The following is a 24276-nucleotide window of genomic DNA, read 5'->3' as shown; positions in this document are numbered from 1 at the left end:
TTCACATATCACCGATGAATTCCTTCAGTTTTTCGCCCAGGCCCTCCGCAACAAAATATCCCTCGTCATAGGCTCTCTTCAGCTTCCTGCGGTCCTTCTGGGTCGGCGCGATATTCAGCGGGCCCATCGGCGCGATGACAAACGCCTTTCCGGCCTCAATCTGCTCGTCCAGATAGTCCAGAGTGCGGTTATAATTCCTGTTACTCTCCGCCAGCGTCTCCAGGAACCGAGGATACCGGCGGTACCTGGCCCTAAGCATCGGCATCAGCGGCTGCAGGGGATTTTTCCGGTAGCCCTCCGGCTGCGTCAGAATCACTACCGCCTTTTCATTGTTTTCCAGCGTATAGCGAACCGGAATCGCATCCGCCGCGGCGCCGTCCATATAGACATAACCGTCTATCGGCACCATTCTGGCCGCCAGCGGCTGCGCGCTGGAGGCCCGGATATATTCCAGATCCGTCCGCAGGTCACTCACCTGCGGATACTCCGCTTTTCCGGTGATGCAATTGGTCGTCACGACCCGGAAACAGACGCCTCTCTTCTCCATCCCCTCCTGATCCAGGGGATACAGCTCCTCCGGGATTTTATGGTAGACAAAATCCACGCTGTAATAATCTCCTGTTTTCCGCAGATTCCTGACGCTGCAGAATTCCGGATCATCCAGGAAATCCGTAAAGGCCTCAAAGGCTCTGCCCCGCTGTCCCGACGCATAGCTGCACGCGTGGGTCGCTCCGGACGACACGCCGATGATGTTCGGAAAAACGATCTCCTGATCCATCAGATAATCCAGCACTCCGGCCGCAAAGATGCCCCGCATGCCGCCGCCTTCCACTACCAAACCAACGCTCATAGACTCACTCCTATCACTTTTCCCACTGAGAACAGATACAGATACGCCTCTCCGACGCTGCGCCCGCCGCCTTCCTCCAGCGCACGGGCGTAAATTCTCAGCTGTTCCCGATACATTTCTGAAATACGTTTCCGTTCTTCCTCAAACGGTACGCGGGGATTTACCCGGTTCGTCTTGTAATCCAGAAGAACGATCTTTCCATCCTCCACAAAATAACAGTCTATTATTCCCTGTACGATGATATTCTCTCCGTCCCGCTCCATCATCAGGTCAAAGGGCTGCTCCCTGTAAAGCATTCCCCTCCTCGCGGCCGCGACGGCCCGTTCCCCCAGACCGGTCCGGAAAAACCGGGCGATTTCAGACACCGGAACCGCCTCCCGCTCGTTTTCCAGGAAGATTCCCGCCTCCACAAACCCGTCGATTGCGTTCCGGATATATTCTTCCCCTTCCTCCGCAGCCCGGAGAAAATCAATCCGTTCCATTATTCCATGGCAGACGGTTCCCTTTTCCGCCGCAGTCAGCCTCTGCTCCTCCTGCAGAAATTTCGGAACCGGAAGAACCGTCTCCGGCTCCCTGTCCCGATCCGGCTTTTCAGTTTCCCCATCTCCCGCATACAGATCTTCGTCCGCGTCCGACCGGGCCGCTACCGGACGGTGCGCCTCCTCATTCAGTGTACTCACTGAATATTTGGACCGCAGCTTCCGGGCTGCCGGATACGGATACCGGTAGGAGAGCTTTTGTTCCACCCGTTCCGCAAGAGCGGGCCCCGCCGCCGAATCGTCCTTTGTTCCCTCCGGCGCCTCCGCCTGCACCCTCAGCTCCGTCAGCTTCCTGCAGTCGATGAATTCCGTGCGGGGCATCCTGTCCAGTATCGAAAGATAATCCGTCTGCCCCCGGGCGCCCGCAGCTTTCCCTTTCTCATAATCCTCCTCGCTCCGGACCGTCCCGGTGAGATACAGAATATCCCGGGCGCGGGTCAGCGCCACATAGAGGACACGGATATGTTCCTCATATTCCTCCTGCCGCATCTTGCTGATGATAATGTCATAAGGGAGTGAACGCTGCTCCAGGCTGTGCTCCGGATCCTCCAGATACATTCCGAGACCGATGTCTTTGTGGAACAAAACCTTGTCCCCCGCTCTGGAATACATCAGCTTCTTTCCCATGCCGCTGACAATGACCATCGGAAATTCCAGGCCCTTGCTCTTATGGATAGTCATAATCCGCACCACGTCGTCGTTTTCACCCAGCAGGCGGACCTGACCGATGCTGACCCGGTTTCTCTTCACATTGTCGATATAGCGCATGAATCCGTACAGAGAACTCTGACCGTTCTCCTCGAAGCGTTCTGTCCGGTCGCAGAGGGCGCGCAGATTAGCCTGACGCTGCGTTCCGTTGGGCATTGCCCCCATGGCGATATAATAGCCGGTTTCCAGCAGAAGTCTCCAGACGAGGTCGGTCAGCGGAACCGCCCGGGAAAGGATCTTCCAGCGCCGGAGCTTCTGCAGTACCGCCCCGCAGCGCGCCGCGAACTCATCGTCTCCGTCCGCAACGGCCCGGAAAGCATCCGCGTAGCTTCCCTCAGGCTGACGCTTACGCACTTCTGCAAGCTGGTCGGTGGAAAATTCGAAAATCTCCGAGCGCAGCACGCTGATCAGCGGAACATCCTGATACTGGTTGTCAATCAGTGCCAGCAGATTCATGAACACGTTAATCTCCATCGTATCGAAATATCCGTCGCTGTCGTCTACAAAGACCGGTACGCCGCGGCTCCGGAGGATTTCAGAATACGCAGCCGCATTGCTGCTGACCGACCGCATCAGAATCACCATATCCCGATACCGCAGGCGCTTATGCTCACCGGTGCGGGAATCGCAATACTCACGCCCCAGGTTCTCCTCGATGAGACGGCAGACCTCCAGTGCCTCAAGCTCATTGTTCTTCAGGTCGGCGATGGCTTCGTCCTCCAGGTACTCCCTGGTCGAGGTGTCGATGAGCTTCACCTCCGGCTCAAAGCAGTACCGGGCGTCGGCCTCCAGTCCCGGATACAGACAGGCGTCTTCGTCATAGCCCTCCATAATCGACCGGAACCGTTCATTTATCCAGCTCAGAATGGAAGGCTTGCTGCGGAAATTACGGTTCAGATCGATCTTCATCGAGCTTCCGTCCCGGCATTTCCCGTAAGTGTCGTACTTCGACTGGAAAATTTCCGGCTCCGCCAGTCGGAATTTATAAATACTCTGCTTGATGTCTCCCACCATGAAAAGATTATTCTCCCTGCGGATCATTCCGATGATGGTCTCCTGCAGAACGCTGGTATCCTGATATTCGTCGATGAAAATATACTTGAACCTGTCTCTGTAAAACGCCGCGGTTTCAGGGTTTTTCAGTATTTTCAGGCAGTCGTGCTCGATATCGCTGAAATCCAGGAGCTTTCGTTCCGCCTTCTTTTCCCGGAAAATACGGTCGTATTCCTTCAGCAGCTTCTGCAGGGTCCGCGCTACGGGGACGGCCCGGCGCACGCTTTCAATCCGGCTGTCCACATCCTCCTTAAGGAAATCCGCCACACGGGTCCGGGCTTTTTTCGCTTTTTCCTTGTAAGCCTTGAACTCGTCGTTGAGCATGTCAAAGTCGGCCTTTTCCTCCTTCTTCGCCCGTATCGAGGTCCACCGGAAACCGCTCAGATGCTCCCGAAGTCCTTTGTAGTCCCCGTGCTCCGCCATGTCCCGCATCGTCTCATGCGCCTCAGTGTCCGGACGGAATTTATCTGCCAGGCGCTCGAGTCCCGCCTGCCCCAGCAACTCCTGCGCCGCGAGGGTCGCCTCCTCCGCCTCTTCCATATCCTTCAGAATAACAGCATTCAGAAACTGCATCGCCTTCGTCTGACGATACTCCTCCGGAGACAGAGACAGCTCCCGGATCTTTTCCTCGAGCGTTCCGAACGGATCCGGAAGCGCCATCAGGCTTCGGTACAGATTCTGTATCATAGCGCGAATCGCATCGTTGCCGCGCTCAGAGCCGTACCAGTCCAGAAACTCGAAAAACTCCTTCTCTGCTCCGTCGAAGGCCGCCTCCAGAAGCTCGTCCAGCGCCTCCTCCTGAATCACCGCGCTCTGTGCCTCATCACAGATGGTAAAATCAGGTTCCCGGTCGATCTGATAGAAGAATCGCCGGATCACCTCCAGAGCAAAGGCATGAAAGGTGCTGATGCTGGCCTGAGGCAGAAGCTCCAGCTGCCGGCGCAGCTCCGGATGCGTGGCGGCCTTCTCCTTCAGCGCCCTTCGGATTTTCTCCCGCATCTCCGCCGCGGCCGCGTTAGTGAACGTGACGATCAGCATTGAGTCAATGGAGACATTCTCTTCCGTCACCATCTTTCGAATTCGTTCCACAAGGACCGCGGTCTTGCCGGATCCTGCGGCTGCCGCCACCAGGATGTTCCGATCCCGTTCGTCAATGGTTGTCTTCTGCTGTGGTGTCCAGTCTGTCATGGCTCCTCCGTGTTACTGACGTCTTCCTGCATTTCCCTACATTGTATAGTATATCACAATTTTCCTGTTCATACATTGATGATTTGCCTCCGCTGTGTTATCATACAACTGTTACAGGAATGCGAAAAAGACCATTATTTCTCAGATACCGGAGTCTCTGACGGCTCCGATGAAGGGGTGACAGATATGAACAATAAAAAACCGACAATGCTGCTGATCATGGACGGCTTCGGCCTGAATGACAAGGTCCACGGAAACGCCATCGCACAGGCGAACAAGCCGGCACTGGACAGGATTTTCAGGGAATATCCGACGACGAGGCTGGACGCCTGCGGAGAGGCGGTCGGTCTGCCCGCGGGTCAGATGGGAAACTCCGAGGTGGGTCATCTGAATATCGGTGCGGGACGCGTCGTCTTTCAGGAACTGAGCCGCATCACAAAGGACGCCGAATCGAAGCACATGTATGAAAATCCGGCCCTGCGTCAGGCCATGGAGCATGCGAAGAATAACGGCGGCACGCTCCATCTCTTCGGTCTGCTGTCGGACGGCGGCGTACACAGCCATATCGACCATCTGTTCGCCCTTCTGGATATGGCGAAGGAACAGAGTCTGACGGACATCAGCGTCCATTGTTTCCTGGACGGCCGCGATGTGCCGCCCCGCTGCGCGAAGAAATACATCGCTCAGCTGGAGGAGAAGCTCGCGTCTCTCGGAGTCGGCCGCGTCGCATCCGTCGCGGGACGCTATTATGCGATGGACAGAGACAAAAGATGGGACAGAGTGCAGAAGGCCTACGACACCATGACACTCGCGAACGGGCTCACCGCTCCCTCCGGCGCGGAGGCCGTCGACGCCGCATACGCCAGAGACGAAAACGATGAATTCGTCCAACCCGCCGCCGTACTGGATCAGGACGGAAATCCCTCTGTCGTTAGAGACGGCGATTCTGTCATCATGTTCAACTTCCGGCCGGACAGAGCCAGAGAAATCACCCGTACCTTCGTGGATCCGGATTTCGACGGATTCAGACGAGAGAAAATCATCCGGGATCTCAGTTACGTCTGCATGACCACTTACGACGCAGCCATGCCGAACGTCACCGTTGCATATCCGCCTGAAACCTACAGAAACACCCTGGGCGAATACATTTCCTCACTGGGTCTGAAGCAGCTGCGCATCGCGGAAACCGAGAAATACGCTCATGTCACGTTCTTCTTCAACGGCGGCGTGGAAGCGCCGAATCCGGGAGAAGACCGGATCCTCGTGCCTTCGCCGAAGGTGGCGACCTACGATCTCCAGCCGGAGATGAGTGCGTATGAGGTTACGGACAAGGTGCTGGAGCAGATCGCCGCAGATAAATACGATGTGATCATTCTGAACTTCGCCAACGCCGATATGGTCGGCCACACCGGAATTATGCCGGCGGCAGTGAAGGCTATCGAAACACTGAACGACTGTGTTCCCCGCATCGCAGACGCGGTTCTCGAAAAGGGAGGCCAGATTCTGCTGACCGCGGACCACGGAAACGCGGACGTCATGCTGGACGACGATGACAACGTCGTCACCGCCCACTCCCTGAATCAGGTTCCGCTGGTCCATATTTCCAGAGAGCCCCGCCAACTGGCCGACGGCGGAAAGCTGGCCGATATCGCACCCACCATGCTGACGCTGATGGACATCCCGGTTCCGCCTGAAATGACCGGAAACGTACTGGTGAAATAGTATCCGTTCATTTGCTCATTAAGCTCCCGTCGGATTTGACGGGTTCTGACGGCACTTTGTCAGCAGCGCCGCCCGCCGGGCGCACTCAGAAAAAAAACGCTGCAGCAGCCGGGTCATCCGGCTGTATTCTGCAGCGTGTTCTTTTTGTATATTCAGATTCCGCAGGAGCTCACTCCATCGGCGCATAGCGGCGGATTATCTCCTCTGCCAGCCGGATTCCGTCCACGGCACTGCTCATGATGCCGCCGGCGTAGCCCGCGCCTTCGCCTCCGGGGAAAAGCCCCTTGATATTGCTCTCGAAATGCTCATCGCGAAGGATGCGGACCGGGGAGGAGCTTCTGGTCTCCACGGCTGTCATCCTGGCGTCATCGGCGTCGAAGCCCTTCAGCTTCTGTCCCAGATGCGGCATCGCTTCCCGGATCGCGTCGACAGCAAAGGCCGGAAGACTCTCGACGACAGGCTGTGCGGCTGCGGTATTGTCGCGGAAATCCGCCCATGTCGTCTGAGGCGCTTTGTAGTTTCCTCCACCGTTGCGGAAGGCGATTTCCTCATATTTTTCCTGAAATTCCATGCCGGACAGGGGGTGATTGCTGCCGAAGTCCGAGGTGCGCACATCCACCAGGAGTCCGCTGTTGGCCACGCCGCTGTTCCTTTGTCGATAGCTCATTCCATTGGTCACCACCCTTCCGGTTTCCGATGAGGCCACGATAACCTCGCCGCCGGGGCACATGCAGAAGGTATACACGCCGCGTCCGTTTTCGCAGTGATGCACCAGCTTGTAGGTCGCATGAGGCAGATACGGATTTCCCGCCTCGCTGCCGTACTGCGATTCATCCACCATCTGCTGCGGATGCTCGATCCGAACGCCGATGGAGAACGGTTTCTGCTCCATGTGAAGACCTGATTTCAGCAGGCTGCGCAGCGTATCCCGCGAGCTGTGACCCATCGCCAGAATCAGATTGTCCGCGTCGATGTGACGGAGCTGATATCCCTGCTGAATCACCAGTCCGGTCAGCCGGTCCCCCTCCGTGGTAATGCGGTTCATGCGGGCGTCAAATTCCACATCGCCGCCCATATTCTCAATTTTATAACGCATGTTCCGGACGATATGGCGCAGAATGTCCGTACCCACGTGCGGCTTCTGCACATAGCGGATCTCCGGATCCGCGCCCGCCTCGATGAATTCATCCAGAACCTTGAATCTCCGCGGATCCCGGATGCCCGTCGTCAGTTTTCCGTCAGAAAAGGTTCCCGCGCCGCCCTCGCCGTACTGAACGTTGCACTCCGGATTGAAGATTCCTCGGTTCCAGAACTCATTGACCACCTTGATCCGGGTATCCATATCGTATCCGCGCTCCACGATCACCGGACGGTATCCCCGTTCCGCCAGCGTCATTCCGCAGAAAATCCCGCAGGGTCCGAGGCCCACGATGACAGGACGGTGCTTCATCGGCTCTTTCCCCGACGGCACAGGCCGGTAACTGACATCCTTCGGCACAGGCAGATCCAGCTCCCGGTCTGTTGTGAAATCCACCGTGAACACCTGGCGGATATCCGATTTTTTCCTGGCGTCCACCGATTTCCGGACGATGGTCAGATCACTGATCTGCATGTCCCTGTGGCCGAATTTCTTTGCGATTTTTTCGGGGATCACATTCGGTGATTCGTCAAGTCTGAGTTTCAACTGTGTTAATCTGTATCTTTTTACCTTCATCCTGCCAGTCCCTTTCCTGCTCTGATTCCTGTTTCCCAGGCGTGCTGCAAATTATACCCTCCGCACGGGCCGTCATAATCCAGAATCTCTCCCGCGAAGAACAGCCCCGGACAGAGCCTCGACTCCATCGTCTCCGGGTCGATTTCGCTATAGGGCACCCCGCCCCGGGTGACCTGCGCATACTGCCATCCTCGAAGATCCGCAGGGTGCACCGTGAATTCTTTCAGCTGACGCGCCAGCTCCGGGAGATTGTCTCCGGCCCTTGCGCTGATTTCCCTCGCAAGAGGCCGTTTTATCAGGCTGCACAAAAGCCTGTCCGCCGGCACTCCCGTGCCTGCCCGCCGGGCCAGAAGCGCTTCCGCGTCCTGAATCTCCGGCAGGAGGTCGACCCGGATCTCATAGCCGTCGAATCCGTCCTTCCGGCTGCGTCCCTCCGGAAGCTCCAGAAACCGGGAAAGATTGAACACGCATATTCCGGAAATGCCGTAGTCCGTAAACTGTATTTCGCCTCGCTCCTCGCACAGAACACTTCCCTGCCGGAGCAGACGGACGACACACTTCTCTCTCACGCCGGAAAGTCCGCGCAGGTTTTCCCGCGTTTCAACGGCAGTCAGCGCCGGCGCCAGCCGGGTCACCGTATGTCCCAGCCCGCGGGCAAGGCGGTATCCGTCGCCGGTGCTCCCGAACTTCGGTCCGGCCTTCCCGCCTGAGGCGATCAGAAGACGGTCCGCCAGAAGCCGTCCGCCGTTCCAGGACACCTGAAACCCGTCCGCAGTCTTCTCCGCCGCGGTCACCTCTGCATGACAGACCGTCCGGACGCCCATGTCCTTCAGCTGTCCGCGCAGCGCCTCCACCACATCTGCCGCATCCTCGCTGTACGGATATATCCTGCCCGATTCCTCTGTACGGGTCATCACACCGATTCCGCCGAAGAAATCCAATATCCTTATATAACCGTCACACTCCGCGTTTGACAGATTGCATCTGCCGTTTCCCGTGGCCTTCAGCTTCCGCCCGGGTTCCTTCATCTTTTCCAGAATGATGACCGTCCGGTCCGGCGCATATTTCTTTGCCGTAATCGCGGCCGCCATTCCGCTGGCGCCGCCGCCTATAATGCAGATGCCCGACATCGTCCCCTCCTATATTTTACACTACTTATCCGTTCCGGAACAGTAATATTGTGAAAAAATTATCGTTATTTGTTCCCGCGTTATTGTTTCCTGTGCGACGCGCTTTACAGCCCCAGGAATTTTCTGATAATGACGACCTCTGTTTCCTGCCCCATCATCGGCGCATAGGTGATTGTCATCGCCCGGCAGATCCGGTCCGCCCCCTGACAGTCGTAACAGACGCCTCTCTTCTCGCAGGGCGTTTCACATCCGAGGCGCTTCGCGTTCAGCGGAGCCGCGATGTTTCGGGCGCGGCCGATCGCATCCTCCAGAGTCGGACGGATTTTGTTTATCCCCAGAACATAATAGACCTTGCTGTGACCGAACAGCGTTCCCGCCAGCCGGTTCCCGGCTCCGTCGATGTTCACGATCTCTCCTGCCTCACTGATTCCGTTCACAGAAGACAGATACACGTCTCCCGTCATCGCCGCCGTCCGGGCCTCCTGTACAGTTTCACCCTCTTTCAGATGCCAGTGCCACTCCACATTGTTATGCGCGGAAAGCCTCTGGTACATCCCCATTTTATCCAGCGTGACGGAGCCGCCGATGCCGACGTTCTTTCCGTCGATTCTGCCGTCCAGATATTCTGCGGCTTCCTCCGCAGTATCAAAGACGCTGACGATATACCCTCTGCGCGCAAGATTCATCTGCATAGTCTCCAGGTCCAGATCATAGCGGTCCAGCTGCGTACTCTCCACATACTGCTCCTTCAGCTCTCCCAGTCTCCTGAAATGAGCCGTCGCGCAGTGCGCCTTCTGCGACTCCTCATCCTCCCATACCTCATCCAGCATCAGGTCGTTGGGACGTCCGTCCGGCTCCGTATATTCATACAAAAGGCAGCCCTCCTCGCCGCGGCTGGCCGCGTCGATTTTCTCGCGCTCCACCGCGTCACGAAACGCCTGACGCATTCCGGGCTTCGCCGTATATTTTACCTTTAACACAAGCATGGTCTGTCTCCTTCCTGTTCTTTGTGCTATAATCAAAGCATGGATAGAGTTATTTTACACTGTGACATCAACAGTTTTTTCGCGTCCGTCGAGCTTCTGGACCATCCGGAGCTCCGGGATATGCCGGTAGCCGTCAGCGGCGATCCGGAGCTTCGTCATGGAATTATTCTGGCCAAAAACCAGGCCGCAAAGGCCTGCGGCGTGGTCACCGCGGAAACCGTCTGGCAGGCCAGACGCAAATGCCCTGATCTGGTGCTGCTCCCTCCCCACCACGAAAAATACCGGGAATACAGCCGCCGTCTGAACCGTCTGTACCAGGAGTACACGGACATGGTGGAGCCCTTCAGTATCGACGAATCCTGGCTGGACGTCACCGCGAGCCAGACCCTGTTCGGATCCGGAACGCAGATCGCGGACCGCATCCGGCAGCGGGTCCGGGAAGAGCTGGGCGTCACCCTTTCCGCCGGCGTCTCCTACAACAAAATCTTCGCCAAAATGGGCAGCGAGTACAGGAAGCCGGACGCTACCACAGAAATCACCCGGGACAACTATCAGCAGCTTCTCTGGCCCATGCCGGTAAACGAAATGTTCTTTGTCGGCTTCGCCACCGCGGAACGCCTGAAAACCGCTGATATCCACACAATCGGCGATCTTGCTCTGGCCGACGCACGCACGCTGGAGCGGCTTCTCGGAAAGCAGGGACCCCTGCTCCGCTCCTACGCGCGAGGAGATGACGACTCTCCGGTAAGGCGTTATGATCAGAGGAACAAAATCAAGTCCGTAGGCAACGGCATCACCTTCCGCCGCAATCTGACAGGGGAGGACGATATCCTCACCGCTCTGACCCGTCTCTCCGACACCGTGGCGGGCCGTCTGCGAAAATATCAGCTCAGGGCCGGCGGCGTCAGGGTGGACATTAAGGATACACAGCTGAAAACAGTCTCACGGCAGACTCAGCTGACGCACCCCACCAACCTGGCCGACGAGCTGCGGAGAACCGCCATGGAACTGATCCGGAGCTTCTGGCCCTCGCAGAAACCGATCCGCCTCATCACGCTGACTGCCATCAGCCTGTGCGATGAAACAGGAGAAGAACAGCTCTCTCTTTTCCGGGAGGAAAACGCCTCCCGTGAAAAAGCCGAATCTGTGGAGCGCACGATGGACGCGATTCGCAGCCGGTTCGGTGACAATGCGATAGGCTTCGGTCAGATCATCGGGAACGATATCGGCATCGATCTGTAAAACGGCCCGGGAGTCCGGATCCGCTGGAGATTCCGGAGCCCCCGGAAGACGGAAATCATCGAAAATCCCGGGGCTTCGGCAGCCCGCACCATCTGTTCCGTCTATTCGTCCTCACGCCCGTCCTTTGCGGCGGCGACAATCTCCCCGATTCGGCTTTTGTCCACCAGATCGCAGCCCCGGTCGATATACTCCAGAATCTTCGCGTTCGCGGGATCGTCCGCCATCATCTTCCGCACCAGTTTCATGACGCCCTTGTCGAAACGCCGCAGCCGCGACGGGTCAAACGCCCCGGGAAGAAACCAGCACGGAATCGGCAGAAGCTTCACCCGAAGCAGCTCCTTCAGGTCGGGATCGGCTTCTTCCGGACGGTCTTTATCTTCCTCCGCATCTGTCACAAAACGTTTTCCGAAGTTGATCTCCATCGCCTGCTTCCTGTTGGCCTCCTCCTCAATGGTGATTCCGACGCCGAAGCAGAGCACTCTTTTTTCGTTCAGCCCTTTGTACCAGTTCTTTGTAATCAGCTCGATTCCCCGGATGCCTCCGGAGTATATCCCGCCTCCGTACACAATCGTATCGTAGGGCTCCAGATCCCTGAACCTGCATTTCCCTGCGGGAATCAGATCCGCGTCCAGCTCCTCCGCAATCCACCGGGCGTACCTCTCCGTTGACCCGTAGCGGGAATAATAGACGACGACCGCGTTCATTTGCTCAGCACCTCGATCAGGCGGTACATATCCTGATTAAATTCCTTTTCCATCTTCAGCGCGTCAGCCAGGTCGTAAGCGACAATCTGACCGTCCACCGTGCCGATCGCCTTGCTCTCGGAGTCCTCTGCCAGAAGCTCCGCCGCTTTTGCACCGCACATCGTCGCCAGCAGGCGGTCCCGCATCGTCGGTCTCCCGCCCCTCTGCAGATAGGACAGGACAACCAGTTTGGTCTCCCGGCCGGTGCGTTCCTGGATCTCCTGCGTCAGCTCCTGGGAGCCGATGTCCACGCCCTCCGCCTTGATGATGATGCTGTGCAGTTTTCCGTGGTTTGCGGACATGACGATTTTCCGGCAGAGTGCGTTGATATCATACGGAATCTCCGGTACCAGAATCTCCTCGGCTCCGCCGCAGAGGCCGGCGTACAGCGCGATGTCGCCGCAGCGCCTGCCCATCACCTCGATGATGGTGTTTCTCTCGTGAGAGGAGGATGTGTCTCGCACCTTGGAGATGGCGTCCAGAACGGTTGTCACCGCTGTATCAAAACCGATCGTGTAATCCGTATAGGCAAGATCGTTATCGATGGTTCCCGGCAGTCCCATGACCTTCACGCCCAGCTCTGACAACTCCTGCGCCCCGTGGAGCGTCCCGTCGCCGCCGATGGCCACCAGTCCCTCTATGCCGAAGGTGTCCAGCATGGCCGCCGCGTGTCTGATTCCCTCCTCCGTCATGAATCTTTTGCTCCGCGCGGTTTTCAGAATCGTACCGCCCCTCTGCATGATATCACCTACAGAGCGCCGGTTCATCTGCTCGATCTCTCCGTCGATCAGGCCGGAATATCCCCGGGAAATTCCGTACACCTCAAGCCCGCGCTCAATTCCGCATCTCACGACCGCCCGGATCGCGGCATTCATTCCCGGCGCGTCTCCGCCGGACGTCAGAACTCCTATCCTCTTCATTTATCTATTGCTCCTTTCCTGTGCTCATCTTGACGTTGGACGCTCCCACGATTCCATTGAGCTCCTCAATCAGATAATCACTCATTTTAACGCCTGCACTGCTCCGCACGATCTTTCCGTTCTGTAAATAAATCAGCACCTCGGTGTCTCCCCGATCCTCCCGGAAAATCTGCTCCAGCTGTTTCAGAACACGTGGCTCCCGGACGTCCGCGGGAATCCGGATCTTCACCATGGGACCCTTTGTTCCGCGCGCCCGCCGTTCCACCTCATCCATGCTCACCACAGAATCCGCCAGAACCTTGGGAACCTCTCCCTCCTTGAAATTCAGTTTTCCTCTGACGACCACCACGGCATCGTCCGCAATGCTGTCCTGGCACCGTTCGTAGACGTTCGGGAATACGACGACTTCAGTGATGCCGTAGAGATCCTCCAGATCCACAAAGGCCATCAGCTTGTTGTTCTTGGTTACAAGATTCTTTTTTCCGGCGATCATGCCGGCCATAACCACCTTCATGCCGTCATAAAGATCCGAAACAGCTCCGCTGTCGAATCCCGCCTCCCGTATCGCGCCCTCTTCCTGCTCCTCTTCTCCTGCAACGCTTGCCTCCAGATCCTGACTGGTTACGGTCACCAGTTTCCGGATTCGGTCCGAGTAAGCGTTCAGAGGATGACCGGTGATATAGACCCCCAGCATTTCCTTTTCCAGAGAGAGCAGCATCCGCGGCTCAAAATTGCGGACGTCGGGGAGACTCCGCCCTCCGATGCCTGCGGACATCTCCTCGCCGCTGATCTGAAACAGGGAAATCTGTCCCGCAAGATTCTTCCTCGCCTCGTTCTGCGCCGAACTCATCAGCTGACCGTAAACGGCCAGGTGTGCGGCCCGGTTGGGATTCAGACAGTCCAGAGCGCCGGCCTTGATCAGCGATTCCACTGCTTTTTTGTTCACTATGCCGACATCGATGTTGCTGATAAACTGAAAGATATCCTTCGGGAGCCCCTTTGTCTCCCGGGCATGGATGATCTCATCGATGGCATGCTCTCCCACATTCTTGACGCCGAGCAGACCATAGCGGATTTTTCCGTCCACCACAGTATACTTCTTCTCACTTTCATTGATATCGGGCGGCAGCACCCGGATCCCCATCTCCTCACAGTTGCGGATGTATTTAGAGGTCTGACCCGTATCTCCCATCACGCTGGAAAGGAGAGCCGCCATGAATTCCACCGGATAATATTTCTTCAGATATCCTGTCTCATAAGCGACCACCGCATAGGCCGCCGCGTGGGACTTATTGAACGCGTACTGCGCGAAGGTCTCCATATCCGCAAATATCGCCTCTGCCGCTTCTCTGCTGATGCCGTTCCGCAGGCAGCCGGGAATCTCCACGTTCCCCTGTTCGTCTTCCTTTCCGTAGATGAAGTACTGACGCTCCTCCATCATCACGTCCCGCTTCTTTTTACTCATGGCGCGGCGCACCAGATCGGAACGGCCGTAGCTGTAGCCGGCCAGATCACGGACGATCTGCATGACCTGCTCCTGGTAGACCAGACAGCCGTAGGTTACGTCCAGAATCGGCGCGAGCTCCGGCGTCACATACTGAATCCTGTCGGGGTTTTTTTTGTTGTCGATGTATCGCGGGATCGAATCCATCGGTCCCGGCCGGTACAAAGAAATTCCCGCAACAACATCCTCGAAGCAGGTGGGCTTCAGATTTTTCATGAAACCGGTCATGCCGCCGCTTTCCAGCTGGAAGATGCCTTCCGTATTTCCGGCGGCGATCATCTCGTACACGGCTTTGTCGTCGTATCCCATCCTGGCGAAATCGATGCTCACCCCGTGGTTACGGCGGATCATCGCCAGCGCGTCACGAATCACGGTCAGGTTCCGCAGCCCCAGAAAATCCATCTTCAGAAGACCCAGCTCCTCGATGGTGGTCATGTTGAACTGCGTCGCCACGCCTTTGTCGGACATATAGAGCGGCACATATTCATCCAGCGGAAGGCGCGAGATCACCACGCCCGCCGCATGCGTTGAAGCGTGACGCGGCATTCCCTCCAGCTTCCGGGACATGTCAATCACCTTGCGGACAGTGGGATCCTCATCGTACATTTTTTTCAGGTCGGGGCTCATTTCCAGCGCCCGGTCAAGAGTCATCTTCAGATCGAAGGGAATCGCCTTGGCGATCCGGTCCGCATCGGCGTAGGGGAGGTTCAGCGCCCGGCCCACATCCCGGACAACCGCCTTGGCCTTCATGGTTCCGAAGGTGATAATCTGGGAAACATTCTCCTCGCCGTATTTCCGCCGGACATAATCGATCACCTCGCCCCGGCGCTCAATACAGAAGTCGATATCGATATCCGGCATGCTCACCCGCTCCGGGTTGAGGAATCTCTCGAAAATCAGATTGTACCGTATCGGATCGATATCCGTAATCCGCAGGCAGTAGGCGACCAGGCTCCCCGCCGCGGAGCCCCTGCCCGGACCCACCATGATTCCGTGCTCCTTCGCGTAGTTGATGAAGTCCCAGACGATGAGAAAATATTCCACATAACCCATGGACTCGATGACTCCCAGCTCGTAATCCAGTCTGCCGCGCAGCTGCTCCGTCACCTCGTCATACCGCTCGTGAAGGCCGTCCGCGCAGAGCTCCCGCAGGTACTGCTTATTCGTCTTCCCTTCCGGCGGCAGGAACTCCGGCAGATGATATTCGCCAAAGGTAAATTCCACGTTGCAGCGCATAGCAACCTTGTGAGTATTCTCCACCGCCTCCGGCAGCTCACGGAAAATCTCCCGCATTTCCTGCTCGCTCTTGAGATAGAACTGGTCGTTGGCAAACCGCATGCGGTTTTCATCATAAACATTCGTCGCGGTCTGGATGCACAGAAGAATATCGTGCGCTTCCGCATCCTCCCGGTTCACATAGTGAACGTCATTGGTGCAGACCATCGGGATTCCCGTTTCTCTGCTGAGACGTATCAGTTCCGGATTGATGAAGGCTTCCTCATCCAGTCCCTGGTCCTGAATCTCGAGGTAGAAATTATCCTCGCCGAAAATATCTCTCAGCTCCAGCGCTTCTGCCTTCGCGCCCTCATAATCGCGGTTGAGCAGGCAGCTCTGCACCCGCCCTGCCAGACAGGCCGACAGCGCAATGATGCCGCCGCTGTACTGCCGCAGCAGATCTTTATCCACACGCGGCTTGTAATAAAAGCCCTTCGTGAAGCCTCTGGAGACGATTTTAATCAGGTTCCGGTAACCGTCGTTGTCCTTCGCCAGCAGAACCAGATGGCCCTGATATTTATCCTTGTCCGGCTCTTTGTCCTCCATCCCCCGCGCAGCCGTGTATACCTCGCAGCCGATAACGGGATGAATCCCCTGTTTCCTGCATTCCCGCCAGAAATCGATGACGCCGAACATGACGCCGTGATCCGTAATGGCCAGAGAATCCATTCCCAGCTCCTTCGCCCGCGCCACAACGTCCCGGATTCTGGCCGCGCCGTCCAGAAGACTGTATTCCGTATGTACATGAAGATGTGTAAATGACATAGTTTCCTCCGTTTGTTCTCTCTATTTTATCACACATCGGCTTTTCTGGGTAGACTTCGTGTATCCGGATTATACCTGAATCAGATGTGTACCCGGATTGCGCCAAAATTAATTGCACAATTCGGAACAGTATGATAGAATCAATATGTAAAACTAATACGCAATATTTAGGAGGGTTTATTATTATGGACACAAAAGACAAGCAGGAAATGATGAAAAAAGCTTATATCAATGCGGTTGATAACATGGTCATTTCAGGACTGGACAACGAGATATGCTATATCGTCATCAGAGAATCCATGAAGCTCTATCTGAAGGGACACAATGTAGAGGCGACTGAGGGTGAGATCGTTTCTTACATCAAGTCGCAGGTCGAGATTCTGCATAAAGCGCTGAGCGACTATGAAGTCGGCGCTAAGTTCGAGCATATCGGCCACGAGAAAATGTAATCGGCCGCGACTGCCGGAACCGGAGCGTGCGCCCGTCGGGCGCACTGACAGGACGGCCGGCGCATCAGGCGGGCTCCCCCGCCCCGATGCGCCGGCCGTTTATTTTCTGCGCGCCTCCGGCTTCATGACTCTCAGCCGGGCGCGCGGTGCTTTCCGCTACTTCATGTAATCCGAAATGCGGGCGCGGACCTTTTCCTCACCCATAATCTGCTGAATCGTCCAGACATCAGGAGACTGGGCACGTCCCATCAGCGCGATGCGAATCACGGTGGAAACGTGTCCGACATGGCCTTTGTACTCCTCCGGATGCTTCTTGAAATCCTTCGGCTTTGCCGCATATCCCAGCTCTGTGGCGATCTCCCGGATCTTGTCAAACCACCGGCTCTGATCGTCCGAATGGTCATATGTGGACAGGTAGGAGGACAGAATTCTGTTCACATCCTCCTGCGGAACCTCCGCGGGAAGCGGATCCTCCCGCCTGAACTGTGCGTCGAAAAAGTAACTGATGAACTCCACGATCTGACGGGCGTAGACCAGATCCTTGCGCGGTTTTTTGTCGCCGCGTCCGAGGTCCAGAATCTTCAGCATATACTCCCGATCCTCAAACATATTACTGTACTCCGGAGCGAATTCCCTGCTCCAGTCGGCGAGGAACTCATAAATCCGGTCCGCGGGAATCTTCAGGAGCACGTCCTTGCTGATATCGTTCAGCTTATTCAGATCGAACAGCGCTCCCGAGCTGCTCATTTTCTCTGTGGTGAAACGGAAATCATCGACGGGAGCATCCGGGTTGGCGATTCTCCACTCCTCGAAATCCGAATTCAGGATCGTCAGAAGATATTCGCGGACGGCTTCCGGATGATAGCCCTGCCGGCGGTAGTAGTCCAGAGACAGCTCCGGATCCTCGCGTTTGGAAAGCTTGCGCCGGTTCCCCTGCTCGTCCAGCTTCATCAGCTGCGCCGTATGGCAGTACACCGGCATTTCCCAGCCCAGCTTCTCGAACAGCTCCACATGCACCGGCAGGGAAGACAGCCATTCCGCCCCCCGCACCACGTGCGTCGTTCGCATCAGATGATCGTCAATCACATGGGCGAAGTGGTACGTGGGAATCCCGGTCGCTTTGAGAATCACGGTATCCATGAAATTCTCCGGCATAGTCAGCCTGCCGCGGATCGCGTCGGCAACCTCCACACGCCGAACCTCCGCGGTCTCTCCTGACTCCGCAGAGACCGCCTCCCGTCCGTCGGACTTCAGCCGGATTACATAGGGTCGTCCTGCCTGAAGCGCCTCCTGCACCTGTTCCAGAGACCAGTCTCTGCAGCGGGCATACCTGCCGTAAATCCCCGGCGTAACCTTTTCTTCCTCTTGCTGCGCCCGGATCTCTCCGATTTCCTGTTCAGTAAGGAAGCACGGATACGCCTTTCCCTCCGAGACGAGTTTTTTCGCGAAACACTGATAGATCGGTCCCCGACGGCTCTGGGTGTAGTCACCGTAGTCTCCCACATCGCCGCTGCGGGTCGCGCCCTCATCAAACTGAATTCCGAAAAAGCGCAGAGAGTCAATAATAGTCTCTACCGCGCCATCCACATAGCGCTTATCGTCCGTATCCTCAATCCGCAGATAAAACACGCCGCCGGACTGATGCGCCAGCCGCTCATCTGCGAAGGCTCCGTAGAGGTTTCCCAGATGAATGAAGCCTGTCGGACTGGGTCCCAGTCTGGTCACTTTGGCCCCCTCCGGCAGAGTCCTCGGCGGGTACATCGCCTCATACTCCTGCGGCGTTTTCTGTATCTGCGGAAACAAAAGCTCCGCAAGTCTGTTATAATCCATAAAGTCTGCTCCTTATATTCTGATTTCGGTTATTTCCTTCCCATCCGGGATGTACTGCAGAATGCCCAGCGCAAGCGTAAGGAAAAAGATCGCCGCCAGCACCAGCGCAACCACAATGACGACCTTCGCCCAGGTCGGGAGCCCGGTCGGCACAGCGCGGTTATCGTATTCCTCCCTATATCGGTTTTCTCCATCCGGCGCATAACCTTCACCCGAAGTCCCGTATCCTTCTCCCGGCGCCCGGTCATACCGCTGTTCATACTGCTGTTCATACCGCCTCGCCACATATTCCGGTTTCAGCGGATAATCATGCCGCACCAGCAGATAAATCACCACGCCGATAAAGCCGGGCGTGAATACGGCGATCAGCGCCCAGAGCCAGGGCGTGCAGCCCTGCCGCTTCCGCGCGTCCTGACAGACCAGAACTGCGATAATGATCGGCACGATCAGGCCGCAAAGTAAAAGAACGAGCGGCGCCAGTATTGCGAAAAACACGTCTGTTCCCCTTTCTCCTTTTGAGTGAAGTCTCCCTTACCGGCGCACCTCTCCGCCGGACAGCGCGTCATCGTAAACCGCGCGGCTTCCGCCGATGAATTTCGGCCGGGTTCTCGCACAGACCACGTTGGCCTCTCCGATCTTCTTCTGCGCGATCCGCACCGGCACCGCGACCGGACGCAGATGCATTCCGATCAGAGTATCGCCGATGTCGATGCCGGCCGCCGCCTGAATATGCTCCACTGCCACCGGGTGCTCCGCGTTTTCATAAACCGTCACCGCGAAGGAGCCACCCGCGTGAAGCTGCGGCACCACATTACAGATTTCCGTCCCCGGAAGAAGGGCCTCCTTCTCCACGATGATTGCCCGATTCAGATGCTCACAGCACTGAGCCGCCAGATACAGTCCCTTTTCCTTCAGAACAGGGAATATCCCTTCATAAACCGCCTTCGCGGCGTTGATGTCGGATCCCTTTCCGATATGCTCCCCCTTGATCTCGCTGGAGGAGCAGCCGACCACAAAGATATCGCCCTTTTCTGTCCGCGCCGTCTCCAGCAGCTCTCTAACGGCATTCTCTGCCTGTTTTCTGATTTCTTCATATGTCATAAGATCACCGTCCTTAAAAATTATACATTCCAGCTGTTCAGGTAAGCCTCCTGCTCATCGGTCAGCCGGTCAATTTCAATTCCCCAGGCTGCGAGTCTGCGCCTCGCGACGCGGTCGTCGATTTCTGCGCTGACATCGACGACTCCGCTCCGCAGCTCTTTGTGATGCTCCCGGATATACAGTGCGGAAAGCGCCTGAACCGCGAAGCTCATGTCCATGATTTCCGCGGGATGACCATCCGCGGCCGCGATGTTCACCAGCCGTCCCTCCGCGATGACATTGATCCACTTCCCGTTGGGAAGCCGGTAACCCGTGATGTTGTTTCTGGTTTCCTTTTTCTCCGCCGCTGCCTGTTCCAGCGCGTCCATGTCGATCTCACAGTTGAAGTGTCCCGCGTTCGTCAGAATCGCACGGTCCTTCATCGTCATCATGTGCTCCACCGTAATGGTCTTGCAGCAGCCTGTGGCGCTCACAAAAATATCGCCCAGCGGCGCGGCCTTGGCCATGGTCATAACCTCATAGCCGTCCATCCTCGCTTCAATCGCCTTCACCGGGTCGATTTCGGTCACGATCACCCGTGCTCCCAGCGCGTCCGCGCGCATGGCGATTCCGCGGGAGCACCAGCCGTATCCGACCACCACGACGGTTTTGGATGCAATTATCAGATTTGTGTTCCGCATGATACTGTCCCACACAGACTGTCCTGTTCCGTAGCGGTTGTCAAACAGATGCTTGCATGCCGCGTCATTCACCGCCACCATCGGGAATTTCAGAACGCCTTCCCGTTCCATCGCCTTCAGCCGGATAATGCCCGTGGTGGTCTCTTCACAGCCGCCCCACACCTCCTCCGCCAGATCCGGACGCCCGGTGTGCAGCATTCCGACGAGATCTCCGCCGTCGTCGATGATGATATTCGGTCTGTGGGACAGACACATCTCAATATGCCTGTCGTATTCCTCCTGTGTGGCACCGTGATATGCGAATACGGAAAGTCCTTCCTCCGCAAGCGCCGCCGCCACATCATCCTGCGTGGACAGGACGTTGCTGCCGGTCACGGACATCTGCGCGCCGCCGGCCGCCAGCGCCAGGCAGAGCCTGGCCGTTTTCGCCTCAAGATGGACGGACAGAGAGATCTTCACGCCCTCAAAGGGTCTGTCTCTGCGGAATTCCTCCTCCAGATCCGCCAGCAGCGGCATGTTGTGACGCACCCACTCGATCTTGGTATGACCTGCGGGCGCCAGACCGATATCCCGAATATCGTATTGCTTCATGCTCTCTCCTTCTGTTTACTTCGCCGCAGCAGGATTCTCTCCGTCTGCTCCGCGGCCGTTTCCCCTTCTACTCTACTGTAACCGATTTGGCAAGATTTCTGGGTTTGTCGATGTCTTCCCCTTTGATTTTCGCCACGTAATACGCGAACAGCTGAAGCGGGATCACCGTCAGAATCGGAGTGACCTCGTCGTCGCACTGCGGAATGTAGATCACCTCTGTGCTCTCCGCCTCGATTTTGTCGCTGCCCTCTTTGGCGATAGAAACGACATGCGCCATCCTCGCCTTCACCTCCACAATATTGGAATACATCTTTTCAAACAGCCGGTCCTGCGTGGCGAGGGCGATCACGATGGTTTCCGGCTCCATCAGCGCGATGGTTCCGTGCTTCAGTTCCCCTGCCGCAATGGCAAAGGAGTTGATGTAGGAAATCTCCTTCAGCTTCAGGGAGCCCTCCAGCGCCACGGCGCTGTCCACGCCGCGGCCGATAAAGAACACCTGCGTTCTGTTGTAAAGATGTCTGGCCAGTTCTTCAATCTCCGGCGCCTTCTCCAGCGTCTGCCGTATTTTGTCCGGCATGGCCATCAGTTCCTCCAGGATATGGTCATAATATTCTCTGGAGATATTTCCGGTAAGGTCACCCAGATACAGAGCGATCAGGTACATGCACACAAGCTGCGTCGTGTAGGCTTTAGTGGACGCCACCGCAATTTCCGGGCCCGCCCAGGTATAGAACACATCGTCCGATTCCCTGGCGACAGAGCTCCCCACCACATTGCAGACAGACAGTATCCGCGCGCCGTGGCTCCTGGCCTCCCGAAGCGCTGCCAGCGTATCCAGAGTTTCTCCCGACTGGCTGATGGCGATGAACAGAGTCTTGTCATCGATGACCGGGTCCCTGTATCGGAACTCCGACGCCACATCGATCTCCACCGGAATCCGGGCCATTTTTTCAATGGCGTACTTCCCGATCAGCCCCGCATGATAAGCCGTTCCACAGGCAACAATATAGATTTTGGTGATATTCTGCAGATCCTCCTTTGTGAGAGAAATCCCGTCAAGGCAGATCCTGCCGTTGTCATCGATGCGCCGCAGCAGCGTATCCTGCACGGCCTTCGGCTGTTCGTGAATCTCCTTCAGCATGAAGTGCTCGTAGCCGCCCTTTTCCGCGTCTTCGATACTCCAGTTCACCTTCATGACCTCGCGGCGGACCGGACGGCGGTTCTCGTCGTAAATCCGGACGCTGTCCGGCGTGCAGACCACCATCTCGTCATTCTCAATCAGGTAGATATCATTAACATATTTCAAAAGCGCCGGAATATCCGAAGCGATGAATTTGCAGTCGCCTCCCAGCCCGGCAATCAGCGGTGCGTCCTTGCGGTACGCCACGATTCTGTCCGGCGTGTCAGCGGCGATGACTCCGATGGCGTATGCGCCCCGCATCTCCTGCACCGCATCATACACCGCATCTTCCAGATTTCCGCCGTTTTTCCGGTAATTGACGCCGATCATCTGCGCGATGACCTCCGTATCAGTTTCGGTGCGGAATTCAATTTTCTCCTCGTCCGCCAGCTTCTGCCGGAGCTCCACGTAGTTCTCCACGATTCCGTTGTGAACCACCGCGATTCTTCCGTCAGAGCTCGTATGGGGATGAGCGTTCACGTCCGAGGGCGCGCCGTGTGTCGCCCAGCGGGTATGTCCGATCCCGGTCGTTCCAGTCAGCCTTTCGGACCCGATGAATTTCTCCAGATCCTCGATTTTTCCCTTTTTCTTCCGGACAACCAGCCTTCCCTGCTGCTGAAGCGCGACGCCGGCTGAATCGTAGCCGCGGTATTCCAGCCTTTTCAGCCCGTCGATAATAATCCCGCAGGCCTCTTCATGTCCCGTATATCCTACAATTCCACACATATATGATTTCCTCCGTCATTTTCCGTATTTGCTGCTGATCAGATCCGCCAGCGCCTGCGCCATCTCTGAAATAGCGGCTTTGTCCCGGCCCTCGATCATAATCCGGACCAGCGGCTCCGTCCCGGAGGGGCGGATCAGCACGCGACCGTCTCCGGCCATCTTCTCTTCGATGATCTCCACCGCGCGGAGCACTTCTTCGTCTTTCTTGTACAAAGTCTTGCCCTCGCCGGTGACCCGGGCGTTGACCAGCACCTGCGGGTACAAAGTAATCTCAGCCGCAAGCTCTGAAGGCCTGCGTCCCGAACGCTTCAGTGCCTTCATGAACTGCAGGGACGAGACTGCGCCGTCGCCTGTGGTCGAATAATCCCTGAAAATAATGTGTCCCGACTGTTCTCCGCCGATTACACATCCGCTTTTCAGCATGGCTTCCAGCACATAGCGGTCCCCCACATCGGTCACGTCCACGTCCGCGCCCATGTTTTCAATGTATTTATGAAATCCGAGATTGCTCATGACCGTCGCGGTGACCTTGTTCTTCGCCAGTTTTCCGTCATCCTTCAGCATCCGGGCACAAATGCAGATGGTTTTGTCTCCGTCGATCACCTCGCCGTTTTCGTCCACTACAATCAGGCGGTCCGCGTCTCCGTCATAAGCGAGACCGATGTCCGCGTGCTCCTCCCGGACCTTCTGCTGCAGCTTCTCCGGGTGGGTGGAGCCGATATGATCGTTGATGTTGATCCCGTTCGGCGAGCAGCCGATAGGAATCACCCGCGCGCCGAGATCCCGATAGACCTGAGGAGCAATCTTGTAGGACGCGCCGTTGGCGCAATCCATGACAACGGTCATTCCGTCAAGACGCACGTCAATCGTGGAAAGAAGGTAGCGCCGGTAGATCTCCATGGCGTTTTCTTCTCCCTCCATGCAGGTACCCAGCGCTTCTCCCGTCATATGCGCATTGGGGTCAATTCCGCGGATAATCAGATCTTCAATTTTCTCTTCAATCGAATCATCCAGCTTGTAGCCTTCACTGTTGAAGAATTTAATTCCGTTATATTCAAACGGATTATGCGACGCGGAAATCACGACGCCGGCCTGTGCCTCATAGTGACGGACCAGATAAGCCACCGCAGGAGTGGGAATCACGCCCACCTTGATCACATTGCCGCCGACCGCAAGAATTCCCGCTGTCAGTGCGTTCTCCAGCATATCGCCGGAAACACGCGTATCTTTTCCGATGATGATCATCGGGTTTTTTCTGGATTCTCCCAGTACTGACGCCCCTGCTTTTCCGAGATTGAAAGCGAGCTCAGGCGTCAGCTCAGAATTGGCGACGCCTCTCACGCCATCCGTACCGAATAATCTCCCCATGAATTTTTCCTC

At 56.6% G+C, this 24276-nt stretch carries 17 protein-coding genes; 3 read left to right on the top strand and 14 right to left on the bottom strand.

Translation table 11 applies throughout. The annotated features are described in order from the left end of the window. Position 1 precedes the first annotated feature (1 nt). Positions 2–850, bottom strand: a complete 849-nt coding sequence (locus tag BHK98_RS12580; RefSeq protein WP_075714709.1) for a patatin-like phospholipase family protein — start codon at positions 848–850, stop codon at positions 2–4. Continuing rightward, positions 847–4338: a helicase-exonuclease AddAB subunit AddA gene (gene addA, locus BHK98_RS12575; protein ID WP_075714707.1), complete on the bottom strand. Its 3492-nt coding sequence runs from the start codon at positions 4336–4338 to the stop codon at positions 847–849. The genes BHK98_RS12580 and addA overlap by 4 nt, the downstream gene beginning before the upstream one ends. Positions 4339–4524: 186 nt before the next feature. On the opposite strand from addA, the gene gpmI reads away from it, so the two are divergent. Continuing rightward, the gene (gpmI, locus tag BHK98_RS12570; RefSeq protein WP_075714705.1) at positions 4525–6060 is read left to right on the top strand and encodes a 2,3-bisphosphoglycerate-independent phosphoglycerate mutase; all 1536 of its coding nucleotides are present in this window, start codon (positions 4525–4527) and stop codon (positions 6058–6060) included. A 169-nt stretch (positions 6061–6229) separates the two neighbouring features. On the opposite strand, the gene BHK98_RS12565 is transcribed toward gpmI, so the two are convergent. From BHK98_RS12565 to BHK98_RS12555, 3 genes are all read right to left on the bottom strand, one after another. Beyond that, a complete protein-coding gene (locus BHK98_RS12565; RefSeq protein ID WP_075714703.1) occupies positions 6230–7774 on the bottom strand; it encodes an NAD(P)/FAD-dependent oxidoreductase in 1545 nt (514 codons plus the stop codon). After that, positions 7771–8904: a BaiN/RdsA family NAD(P)/FAD-dependent oxidoreductase gene (locus BHK98_RS12560; protein ID WP_075714701.1), complete on the bottom strand. Its 1134-nt coding sequence runs from the start codon at positions 8902–8904 to the stop codon at positions 7771–7773. Before BHK98_RS12560 ends, BHK98_RS12565 begins: the two co-directional genes overlap by 4 nt. Before the next feature lie 104 nt (positions 8905–9008). Beyond that, entirely contained in the window at positions 9009–9890 is an 882-nt protein-coding gene (locus BHK98_RS12555) for an LUD domain-containing protein (RefSeq protein WP_083628310.1), read from the bottom strand. Between the two features lie 39 nt (positions 9891–9929). On the opposite strand from BHK98_RS12555, the gene dinB reads away from it, so the two are divergent. Next, entirely contained in the window at positions 9930–11132 is a 1203-nt protein-coding gene (gene dinB / locus BHK98_RS12545; protein ID WP_075714699.1) for a DNA polymerase IV, read from the top strand. A gap of 101 nt (positions 11133–11233) precedes the next feature. Here dinB and BHK98_RS12540 read toward each other — a convergent pair whose 3' ends face one another. Genes BHK98_RS12540 through BHK98_RS12530 form a run of 3 tightly spaced genes read right to left on the bottom strand, consistent with a single transcriptional unit; the run spans position 11234 to position 16339 of the window. Beyond that, positions 11234–11836, bottom strand: a complete 603-nt coding sequence (locus BHK98_RS12540) for a flavodoxin domain-containing protein (protein WP_075714697.1) — start codon at positions 11834–11836, stop codon at positions 11234–11236. Next, positions 11833–12795: a 6-phosphofructokinase gene (pfkA, locus tag BHK98_RS12535; protein ID WP_075714695.1), complete on the bottom strand. Its 963-nt coding sequence runs from the start codon at positions 12793–12795 to the stop codon at positions 11833–11835. The genes BHK98_RS12540 and pfkA overlap by 4 nt, the downstream gene beginning before the upstream one ends. Positions 12796–12799: 4 nt before the next feature. Then, the gene (locus tag BHK98_RS12530) at positions 12800–16339 is read right to left on the bottom strand and encodes a DNA polymerase III subunit alpha (protein WP_075714693.1); all 3540 of its coding nucleotides are present in this window, start codon (positions 16337–16339) and stop codon (positions 12800–12802) included. 185 nt (positions 16340–16524) lie between these two features. Between BHK98_RS12530 and BHK98_RS12525 the strand changes: the two genes are divergently transcribed. Next, complete coding sequence (locus tag BHK98_RS12525; RefSeq protein WP_075714691.1) at positions 16525–16788, top strand: hypothetical protein; 264 nt, start codon at positions 16525–16527, stop codon at positions 16786–16788. Positions 16789–16944: 156 nt separating this feature from the next. Here BHK98_RS12525 and BHK98_RS12520 read toward each other — a convergent pair whose 3' ends face one another. The 6 genes from BHK98_RS12520 to glmM all read right to left on the bottom strand — a co-directional run bounded on the left by BHK98_RS12520 (position 16945) and on the right by glmM (position 24264). Further along, a complete protein-coding gene (locus BHK98_RS12520; protein WP_075714689.1) occupies positions 16945–18618 on the bottom strand; it encodes a glutamate--tRNA ligase in 1674 nt (557 codons plus the stop codon). A 12-nt stretch (positions 18619–18630) separates the two neighbouring features. Further along, complete coding sequence (locus BHK98_RS12515) at positions 18631–19113, bottom strand: PLDc N-terminal domain-containing protein (RefSeq protein WP_075714687.1); 483 nt, start codon at positions 19111–19113, stop codon at positions 18631–18633. Between the two features lie 36 nt (positions 19114–19149). Further along, positions 19150–19719 carry a TIGR01440 family protein gene (locus BHK98_RS12510; protein WP_075714685.1) on the bottom strand — a complete coding sequence of 190 codons (570 nt, stop codon included), beginning with the start codon at positions 19717–19719 and terminating at the stop codon, positions 19150–19152. Between the two features lie 20 nt (positions 19720–19739). Then, positions 19740–20990, bottom strand: a complete 1251-nt coding sequence (locus BHK98_RS12505; protein ID WP_075714683.1) for an adenosylhomocysteinase — start codon at positions 20988–20990, stop codon at positions 19740–19742. A gap of 67 nt (positions 20991–21057) precedes the next feature. After that, entirely contained in the window at positions 21058–22896 is a 1839-nt protein-coding gene (glmS, locus tag BHK98_RS12500) for a glutamine--fructose-6-phosphate transaminase (isomerizing) (protein WP_075714681.1), read from the bottom strand. 15 nt (positions 22897–22911) lie between these two features. Next, positions 22912–24264 (bottom strand): phosphoglucosamine mutase, encoded by a 1353-nt coding sequence (glmM, locus tag BHK98_RS12495; RefSeq protein WP_075714679.1) that lies wholly within the window; start codon positions 24262–24264, stop codon positions 22912–22914. Between the last annotated feature and the right edge of the window lie 12 nt (positions 24265–24276).

Origin of the sequence: Hornefia porci (assembly GCF_001940235.1) — a bacterium.
Lineage (GTDB): Bacteria > Bacillota > Clostridia > Peptostreptococcales > Anaerovoracaceae > Aminicella > Aminicella porci.
The sequence above is the reverse complement of the archived record's forward strand: the minus strand, read 5'-3'. Positions and strand labels throughout refer to the sequence as shown.

Excerpts from the sequence above, each read along its gene's own strand:
- BHK98_RS12555 (WP_083628310.1), bottom strand. The coding sequence starts at position 9,890 with ATGCTTGTGTTAAAGGTAAAATATACGGCGAAGCCCGGAATGCGTCAG.
- BHK98_RS12505 (WP_075714683.1), bottom strand. The coding sequence starts at position 20,990 with ATGAAGCAATACGATATTCGGGATATCGGTCTGGCGCCCGCAGGTCAT.
- BHK98_RS12520 (WP_075714689.1), bottom strand. The coding sequence starts at position 18,618 with ATGGATTATAACAGACTTGCGGAGCTTTTGTTTCCGCAGATACAGAAA.
- BHK98_RS12560 (WP_075714701.1), bottom strand. The coding sequence starts at position 8,904 with ATGTCGGGCATCTGCATTATAGGCGGCGGCGCCAGCGGAATGGCGGCC.
- gpmI (WP_075714705.1), top strand. The coding sequence starts at position 4,525 with ATGAACAATAAAAAACCGACAATGCTGCTGATCATGGACGGCTTCGGC.
- pfkA (WP_075714695.1), bottom strand. The coding sequence starts at position 12,795 with ATGAAGAGGATAGGAGTTCTGACGTCCGGCGGAGACGCGCCGGGAATG.
- BHK98_RS12580 (WP_075714709.1), bottom strand. The coding sequence starts at position 850 with ATGAGCGTTGGTTTGGTAGTGGAAGGCGGCGGCATGCGGGGCATCTTT.
- glmM (WP_075714679.1), bottom strand. The coding sequence starts at position 24,264 with ATGGGGAGATTATTCGGTACGGATGGCGTGAGAGGCGTCGCCAATTCT.
- glmS (WP_075714681.1), bottom strand. The coding sequence starts at position 22,896 with ATGTGTGGAATTGTAGGATATACGGGACATGAAGAGGCCTGCGGGATT.
- dinB (WP_075714699.1), top strand. The coding sequence starts at position 9,930 with ATGGATAGAGTTATTTTACACTGTGACATCAACAGTTTTTTCGCGTCC.
- BHK98_RS12565 (WP_075714703.1), bottom strand. The coding sequence starts at position 7,774 with ATGAAGGTAAAAAGATACAGATTAACACAGTTGAAACTCAGACTTGAC.
- BHK98_RS12530 (WP_075714693.1), bottom strand. The coding sequence starts at position 16,339 with ATGTCATTTACACATCTTCATGTACATACGGAATACAGTCTTCTGGAC.
- BHK98_RS12525 (WP_075714691.1), top strand. The coding sequence starts at position 16,525 with ATGGACACAAAAGACAAGCAGGAAATGATGAAAAAAGCTTATATCAAT.
- BHK98_RS12510 (WP_075714685.1), bottom strand. The coding sequence starts at position 19,719 with ATGACATATGAAGAAATCAGAAAACAGGCAGAGAATGCCGTTAGAGAG.
- BHK98_RS12540 (WP_075714697.1), bottom strand. The coding sequence starts at position 11,836 with ATGAACGCGGTCGTCGTCTATTATTCCCGCTACGGGTCAACGGAGAGG.
- addA (WP_075714707.1), bottom strand. The coding sequence starts at position 4,338 with ATGACAGACTGGACACCACAGCAGAAGACAACCATTGACGAACGGGAT.